Below are 6,942 nucleotides of genomic sequence, written 5' to 3' on the forward strand. Positions count from 1 at the left end.
ATCGTCTTTGGTGGCGGCCCGCTGGCCTTAGCGCTCATCGCTATGATCGGCTACAGAGGAAACCCTAGGAGCCTTATGTTTTTTTTAGCAGGGTTGATGTGCATAACCCTGGGTGCAGGTGCACAGTACATTTTTGAAGGACTGACCCTTACCTACCAAACTTTGAATGAGGCTGAAAAAATTGATGATAATACTTTGGCAACATTACTGAGTGATGCAAAGTTTTGGGGGCAGGTTATCGGCACGATAGTAATCGGCTTAGGCATTAGCCTTCTAGTGTCATATTTCACGAGCCAGCCTAATCGCGTATGCAATCGCTGCGACAATTAAAAAAAGCCGCCCATATGGGCGGCTAGTACTTTGAAATTAGTGTCGTGTCACATGCTTATTTATCCAATCCCACTTATCTTTTGTAAGCAAACCCTGATAATTTTTAACTACTTCAATAATCAAAAGAGAATCATTACTATCAAGGTTTGTGCTTAGTCTTTCATGAACCCGTTGGGCAGTTTCTGTTGTTGAGATAAGCCACGTGGATTCCAGGCAATGCAACCACCCTGGAGATTTTTTAATCTCATCAATTAAGCCAGCATATTTTTGACCTGGCTGTTTTAAGTCATACGAAATGTTGTAAACAGTCATATTGCCCCCCAAGACATAGTAATAAATTAACCTACCTTAAGAATCTGGCAAAGAGTGTTACACTTTGCAACGTTCTAATGCTATTTAACTGTTTACCCCTCCAACGAATACTCCTTAAACCGAATCACCTCCTCCCCCAGCAGATCGTTGATCTCACTGAACACGGCCTGCACCGGTTCCAACTCATTGGTGACGAACACCTTGGCGGCTTTCTCCACGTCGCCGAAGCCGCCGGTGTTGTTGGGGATGATGCCCATCAGCTGCGGGGGGATGCGGTGGCCTGCCAGTTGGTCGTCGCGGGTGATGTTCTTGATCGCGGCGAAGTCATCCTTGGCGGCGACCTCGCTGATCGGGATGATCTGGATGCCGTCTTTCTTTCCGTTGGGGCTGTATAGAAACAGGTTGCGGAAGTTGCCCACGCCTTTCGATTCTTTTAGCGCCGTGCGCATGGCGTCGATGTCTTCCTGATTGTGGGCCGCATCGGAGACGTACATCACGAACCCAGCATGGGAGCCGTTCAAGTAATATTTGCGCCTGAACAGCGTGGCGTTTTCGTTCAGGTAGATCGATTGCAGCGCGCCCAGGTAATCCGGCACGCCATACACCTCCTGGTTAATGTCCGGCTCAAGCAGGTGAATAATGCTGCCCTCTTCAAATTCGCTGCGCTCCGACCAGTTGGGCACCCAGAAGTAACGGCTCAGATCCGCGCCGCGACGCACGTACTTGGCGCGAGCAGGTTTGAGTGCCAGCAGTCTGCCCAAGCGGCCGAAGATCCTCTCCAGGTAGCAGTTACCAAACACAAAGTAATCGGTGGCCAGTGCGCTAAATGCCTGGCGACTTAGCAGTGGATGAGGGATAAAAGAACGCACCAGAATATTGCGCTTCACCTGAATGGCCGAGCCGTGGTGTGCCGTGGCGCGATAGGTCTGGGCCAGTGCGGGAAAGTCCACCGGTGGCTCGTACCACTCATTACCCAGCATCCAGCAGCCGGTATAGAAGAAGTCATAACCATCAATCACTGGCGTCGGCTCACCAAAACTGAACGCCTCCGCCTTGGCAGGCGCGGCCGTGGTCTCGGTGTCTTTCACGTAAGCGGGCACGCGTACCCGGGGCTTTGGCGCTACCGCCGCTTCGCTCATCCATATATCTCCATTAGGGAACGGCCCGTGCCGTGAGCAGCAGGACCATCAAGAGGTTCATTGTGTAAGGCGTGCATGGTGGCCCACGCCAGGTCAGCGTGGCCGGTTTGGTTATTGCGCCCAGCGGTGTAGGTCATCTGGCGCCCGGATGCGGTCAGCTCTCGGCGGATCGCCATAAATGACTGGGCGATATCGACCCAGCCAGCATCAAATTCAAGACGGCCTTTGTTGATGATCTGCTGCGCCTGCATCACCAGCCGCGACTTCATTTCCGGGGTATAGCGGTACCGGGTTACGGTGGGGAAAAACTTGGCGACCAACTGGGCCACGGCTTCCCCCAGGCCCGAGGTATCAATACCGATAAAGGTCACGTTATAGCGCCGGGTCACGCTGCGAATGAATTCTGCCTGGGCTTCATAATCGCGGCCTTTAATGCGGTGGCGTTCAAGAATGCGGTGCTTGCTCTCCAGCGTTTTGGGCGGCGCGACCACAACAAGGCCCGCGCCGTCGCCTTCCTCTCCATCGCCGGCCGGGTCGTAACCTACCCACACCGGGTGCTCGCCATAAGGCCGTGGGGCGAAGGGTTTTAGATCCCGCCAGGCATCCCAGCTGTCCACCATGCAGCGCTGCATCATCGCCAGTGGGAAAGCGCTTTGCGTGTCATCCACGAACTCGCACATCAGCAGGTTCGCGAACTCGTCATCGCTGTACTCAAGGCGCAGCTGGTCGATGTCGAACAGGTCACAGCCGCCGGCGATGGCATCTTCAATGGTCACGATCTGCCGCCACTGGCCATCCGGTCCCCGCGCTCCATTCTTCAGCGCCGCGTGGCTGATATCGATCTTCACCCGGTCGGCTTTCTTCTGGCGTTTATTGAACCGGTCACCGGTCCAGAACGGATACGCCTCATGAGCTACCGACGATGGTGTGCTGAAGTAGGTCTGCTTCCACTTCTTATGCATCGCCATGCCGGACGTCACCTTACGGAACGTCTCGAAGCCATGAATCCAGAAGTACTCATCCAGGTAGGTATCGCCGTGGTAGCCCTGGGCGGTTTTGGCGTTGGTGCCTAGAAAGTGAAGCTCCGCGCCGTTGGCGAGAATAATGGGGTCGCCCTTCAGCTCAACGCCGGTCACTTCCTTCACAAACTGCACGATGTAGTGCCGAAAGATGTGTGCTTGGGCCTTCGAGGCGGACATGAATATCTTGTTCTTACCCGTCTCCATCGCATCGGCAATGGCTTCCCGAGCGAAGTACCAGGTAGCACCTATCTGGCGGCTTTTGAGCAGGTTGCGAATGCGCTCATGCTGCCCCACCCGGTACCAGCCGCGCTGGTAATCGAACAGCGAGGCCTCGAACGCCTCGACGATCTGAATAACGCCTTCATCACCCACATCATTGCGAGCAGGCTTACGCTTCTCGCCGGAGTTACGCTTCTCAATGTTGGGGTTAAGGTCGCCTTCCTTCCCGCTGCCCTGGTACTTGTGTACCCGCGCTAACCGCTCGATCTGGCGGCCGAGCAGGTCAATCTCCTTAAAGTCTTTCCCCTCTTTCTGATCCTTCCAGATCAGCTGCACCAAGCGCGCCTCCAGCGCCCCTTCTACCCGCTGGGTCGGCGTGGCGTCGTCCCACGCATCGCGCTTTTTCCAGCTATCAATAGTCGCCCGGGGCAGGTCCAGAAATTCAGCGATACGCGCAATTCGCCACCCCATCCAATAGAGATGGCGGGCGGAAAGGCGGTGGTGATCGTCGTCGATGTTGGCTTGTGGAGTCATGCCGCCAGCGTACCCGCGCAGACGAGGCCACGATTGCCCCGCTGGGTGTGAGTAAGGCTACTTACACCCAGCGCGCATTGAGCCAAGGCGCGTGTGCGCGGAACCTGACGGCAGCCAATTGCCCCCAACCAACTGAGGCTCGCTCATGCCCTGGCATCGCATTGCTACAGAAGGCGCCACGACCGATGGCCGCAAGATTTCGGCCGAATGGCTCGAACAGATGGCCGCCAATTTCGATCCCGACACTTACGGCTGCCGAATCAATCTCGAACACATCCGCGGCGTAATGCCGGACAGCCCATTCAAGAGCTACGGCGATGTGACGGCGCTTAAGACCGAAAAAAATACGGACGGCAAGCTGCAGCTGCTTGCTGAAATCGACCCGACCGACGAGCTCAAAACGCTTAACGAGCAGCGTCAGAAGGTCTACACCAGCATGGAGGTAGATCTCGACTTCGCCGACACCGGCGAGGCTTACCTTGTCGGCCTAGCCGTTACGGACACACCTGCTTCACTCGGCACCTCAATGCTCCAATTCAGCGCTCAGCAGGTGAAAAACGGCGACGAATCACCGCTGGCCAGCCGCAAGCAGCGCCCAGAAAACCTCTTCTCCGCTGCGGTGGAAACCGACCTTTCCTTCAGTGAGGCGCCGGAAGACAAAGGCCCAACACTGGCCGAGCGTGTGAAAGCGCTGTTCAAGAAACAGGACGCCAAAACCGAAGCCGGTTTTGCCGCGTTCCGCGCCGATCTGGAAGAGACTCTTGGGCTGTTCGTTGAAAAGCATCAGGCACTCAGCGAAGCGCTGAAAAAGCGCCCCACTCAAGCCGCCTTCAACGAGCTACAAAGCGCCCACGACACGTTGAAGGAAGAATTCGACGCGCTGTACAGCAAGCTCGACAACACCCCCAACCGCTCGCCGCGCAAGCCTGCCACTGGCAACGACGGCACTACCGAAACCGACTGCTAAGAGACGCCACCAATATGCGCACTGAAACTCGCAAGCTCTTTAACCAATACGGTCAGCGCCTTGCCAAGCTTAACGGAGCAGATAACGCATTCTCTTCGTTTGATATTGAGCCAAGCGTCCAGCAAACACTGGAAACAAAGATCCAGGACTCCAGCGACTTTCTAAGTCGAGTCAACATGATCGGCGTCCGTGACCTTGTTGGTCAAAAGCTTGGGCTTGGCATTAACGGACCTATTGCTGCCCGCACTGATGTTACTCAACGCGATCGCAACCCTATTGACCCCACCACGATGGATAACCATGAGTACCGTTGTGAATCCACCGAATACGATACCTACCTGACTTGGGCAAAGCTTGATGCCTGGGCCAAGTTTCCTGATTTTCAGTCGCGCATTCGTGACGCCATCATCAAACAGCAGGCACTTGATCGCCTGATGATCGGTTTTAACGGTAAAACGGCGGCCAAGCAGACAGATCGAGCAGCTAACCCGTTGCTTGAGGACGTTAATATTGGCTGGCTACAGAAGTACCGAAATCACTCCCCGGCACGGGTATCCAGCGGCCATGTGATTGGTAAAGGCCAAGAGTTCCAGAACCTGGATGCACTGGTGCAGGAAGCCGTTAACTCAATGATTGAACCCTGGTACCGGGATTCAACCGGCTTGGTAGCCATTGTGGGCCGTACCCTCATGACGGAAGAGTATCTGCCCAAAATCAACCAGTACGAACAGCCAACGGAAAGCCGAGCGCTGGACATGATTATGGCGGCCAAGCGTATTGGCGGGCTTAACAGCTTCCAAGCTCCCTTCATGCTTGAGAACGGCATTTTCATTACATCGTTTGAGAACCTGTCTCTGTACTGGCAAGAGGGCTCACGCCGCCGTTACCTCAAGGACAAGCCTGAACGCAAACGCGTAGAAAACTATGAATCAAGCAATGATGCCTATGTCATTGAAGATTATGGATTTGGCTGCCTGATTGAAAACATCACGCGTGAAAATGCTCCCACCGAAGCACCGGCGGGAGAGTAATCAATGGTCAGCTCTATCCGCCGTCACTTCGAACGCGTTAGCGCCGCCCAAGCGGCCGCTGACGCGGGCGATGCCCCCATGCAGGGCGAAGCCTACGAGCTTATGCAGGCCGCCCTGTTCGAAGACTACCGCCGCCTTAAATCCACTCAATCGATGGAGAAGAAGGCCGAGATCAAGCGCGAGATCCTGCCCAACTACGCCGAGTACGTGGCCGGTGTGCTGGAAGCCGGTCAAGGCGCACAAGATGACGTGCTCATGCGCATCATGCTCTGGCGTATTGATGCGGGAGACCTGGGCGGTGCTATTGCTATTGCCCGCTATGCCCTCAATCACGGCCTAACCCCGCCGGACCAATTCGAGCGCGGTACCGCCGCCATCATCGCCGAAGAAGTAGCCGACCAGGCACTTAAGCAAATGGACGATGAAGGCACCGACTCCCTCGCCTTGCTCGCTCACCTGGTGGAAGTTGAACACCTCACCGCAAGCGCTGATATGCACGATCAGATCCGCGCCAAGCTTCATAAGGCGCTGGGTTATGCGCTGCGTGCGGCCAACCAGCTGGATGAAGCCCACGCAAGCCTTACCCGTGCGCTGGAGCTCAATGACCGCATCGGCGTGAAGAAAGACCTTGAACGCCTGGAACGTGAACTGAAACAGAACGCTGCCGCCAAGCCCACGGGCTAGCGGCCAACCGAGTCGACCGCCGACGTCAGGGGGCGCGACGTAAGAGCCAAGCACTCAGGCATCCAAGCCCATGCTTACGCTCGAACGCCGCCCACCCCCTTTTAAACGAGGTAACCCATGAGCAGCTTTATCTCGGCAGGTACGCCCCCCAGCGACACCGCTGAACAGGCCATCGAGAACAACGGCTTCTGGCCGGATATTCAGCCCAGCGCGTTCCGTGAACGCCACCGGCTGGACAGCACCATTACCAGCGCCCGGATTGAAAGCGCCCTGCAAGCCGGCATGGCCACGGTGAATCGTGTTCTACGCCACTGGCAGCAGGCCAAGGTCGATGCCGGCTACCCCACGATGGACTCGCTACCCATTCCCGTATGGCAAGCGCCGGAGGTTTTTCGCGGGCTATATCTGCGCGCCGTGTTCTCCACCGCGCATGCCAGCCTGGTCGAACACTACGCCGACTTCGATGCCACCAACAGCGGCCGCGAGCGTGGCGAACAGCTGGCCAACCCCGCCGACAGCTACCGCCGCGATGCCGCCTGGGCGATCAGCGAGATCGAAGGGCGGCCGCACAGTACGGTCGAACTGATATGACCCTCGTACACGCCGAACAGCACGACACATTGGATGCCATTTGCTACCGCTTCTACGGCACCACCCGTGGCGTCACCGAACAGGTGCTGGCTGCCAACCCGTGGCTGGCGGAG

Annotated in this window: 9 protein-coding genes; 6 read left to right on the forward strand and 3 right to left on the reverse strand. The window is 56.5% G+C overall.

All coding sequences use genetic code 11. The features are described 5' to 3' along the window. The coding region (locus ACT3TY_RS17675; RefSeq protein WP_444629067.1) for a hypothetical protein at positions 1 to 330 on the forward strand (330 nt) is incomplete at its 5' end. 36 nt (positions 331 to 366) lie between these two features. On the opposite strand, the gene ACT3TY_RS17680 is transcribed toward ACT3TY_RS17675, so the two are convergent. The 3 genes from ACT3TY_RS17680 to ACT3TY_RS17690 all read right to left on the reverse strand — a co-directional run bounded on the left by ACT3TY_RS17680 (position 367) and on the right by ACT3TY_RS17690 (position 3,556). Further along, entirely contained in the window at positions 367 to 642 is a 276-nt protein-coding gene (locus ACT3TY_RS17680) for a hypothetical protein (RefSeq protein ID WP_444629068.1), read from the reverse strand. A gap of 92 nt (positions 643 to 734) precedes the next feature. Continuing rightward, the gene (locus ACT3TY_RS17685) at positions 735 to 1,781 is read right to left on the reverse strand and encodes a phage portal protein (protein ID WP_444629069.1); all 1,047 of its coding nucleotides are present in this window, start codon (positions 1,779 to 1,781) and stop codon (positions 735 to 737) included. Next, positions 1,778 to 3,556, reverse strand: a complete 1,779-nt coding sequence (locus ACT3TY_RS17690) for a terminase large subunit domain-containing protein (RefSeq protein WP_444629070.1) — start codon at positions 3,554 to 3,556, stop codon at positions 1,778 to 1,780. The genes ACT3TY_RS17685 and ACT3TY_RS17690 overlap by 4 nt, the downstream gene beginning before the upstream one ends. 145 nt (positions 3,557 to 3,701) lie before the next feature. On the opposite strand from ACT3TY_RS17690, the gene ACT3TY_RS17695 reads away from it, so the two are divergent. From ACT3TY_RS17695 to ACT3TY_RS17715, 5 genes are all read left to right on the forward strand, one after another. Further along, a complete protein-coding gene (locus tag ACT3TY_RS17695; RefSeq protein WP_444629071.1) occupies positions 3,702 to 4,523 on the forward strand; it encodes a GPO family capsid scaffolding protein in 822 nt (273 codons plus the stop codon). 14 nt (positions 4,524 to 4,537) lie between these two features. Then, positions 4,538 to 5,554, forward strand: coding sequence for a phage major capsid protein, P2 family (locus ACT3TY_RS17700; RefSeq protein ID WP_444629072.1), 1,017 nt, complete (start codon positions 4,538 to 4,540; stop codon positions 5,552 to 5,554). Between the two features lie 3 nt (positions 5,555 to 5,557). Next, on the forward strand, positions 5,558 to 6,238 hold the full coding sequence (gene gpM / locus ACT3TY_RS17705) for a phage terminase small subunit (RefSeq protein ID WP_444629073.1): 681 nt from the start codon (positions 5,558 to 5,560) through the stop codon (positions 6,236 to 6,238). Positions 6,239 to 6,355: 117 nt separating this feature from the next. Beyond that, complete coding sequence (locus ACT3TY_RS17710; RefSeq protein WP_444629074.1) at positions 6,356 to 6,829, forward strand: head completion/stabilization protein; 474 nt, start codon at positions 6,356 to 6,358, stop codon at positions 6,827 to 6,829. After that, the coding region (locus ACT3TY_RS17715) for a tail protein X (RefSeq protein ID WP_444629075.1) at positions 6,826 to 6,942 on the forward strand (117 nt) is incomplete at its 3' end. The genes ACT3TY_RS17710 and ACT3TY_RS17715, both read left to right, overlap by 4 nt.

The organism is Halomonas sp. AOP22-C1-8 (genome assembly GCF_052378905.1).
GTDB classification, from domain to species: domain Bacteria; phylum Pseudomonadota; class Gammaproteobacteria; order Pseudomonadales; family Halomonadaceae; genus Vreelandella; species Vreelandella citrativorans.

Bases quoted from the DNA above. Each gene is read 5' to 3' on its own strand.
- gpM (WP_444629073.1), top strand. From the start codon at position 5,558: ATGGTCAGCTCTATCCGCCGTCACTTCGAACGCGTTAGCGCCGCCCAA.
- ACT3TY_RS17700 (WP_444629072.1), top strand. From the start codon at position 4,538: ATGCGCACTGAAACTCGCAAGCTCTTTAACCAATACGGTCAGCGCCTT.
- ACT3TY_RS17690 (WP_444629070.1), bottom strand. From the start codon at position 3,556: ATGACTCCACAAGCCAACATCGACGACGATCACCACCGCCTTTCCGCC.
- ACT3TY_RS17710 (WP_444629074.1), top strand. From the start codon at position 6,356: ATGAGCAGCTTTATCTCGGCAGGTACGCCCCCCAGCGACACCGCTGAA.
- ACT3TY_RS17680 (WP_444629068.1), bottom strand. From the start codon at position 642: ATGACTGTTTACAACATTTCGTATGACTTAAAACAGCCAGGTCAAAAA.
- ACT3TY_RS17685 (WP_444629069.1), bottom strand. From the start codon at position 1,781: ATGAGCGAAGCGGCGGTAGCGCCAAAGCCCCGGGTACGCGTGCCCGCT.
- ACT3TY_RS17695 (WP_444629071.1), top strand. From the start codon at position 3,702: ATGCCCTGGCATCGCATTGCTACAGAAGGCGCCACGACCGATGGCCGC.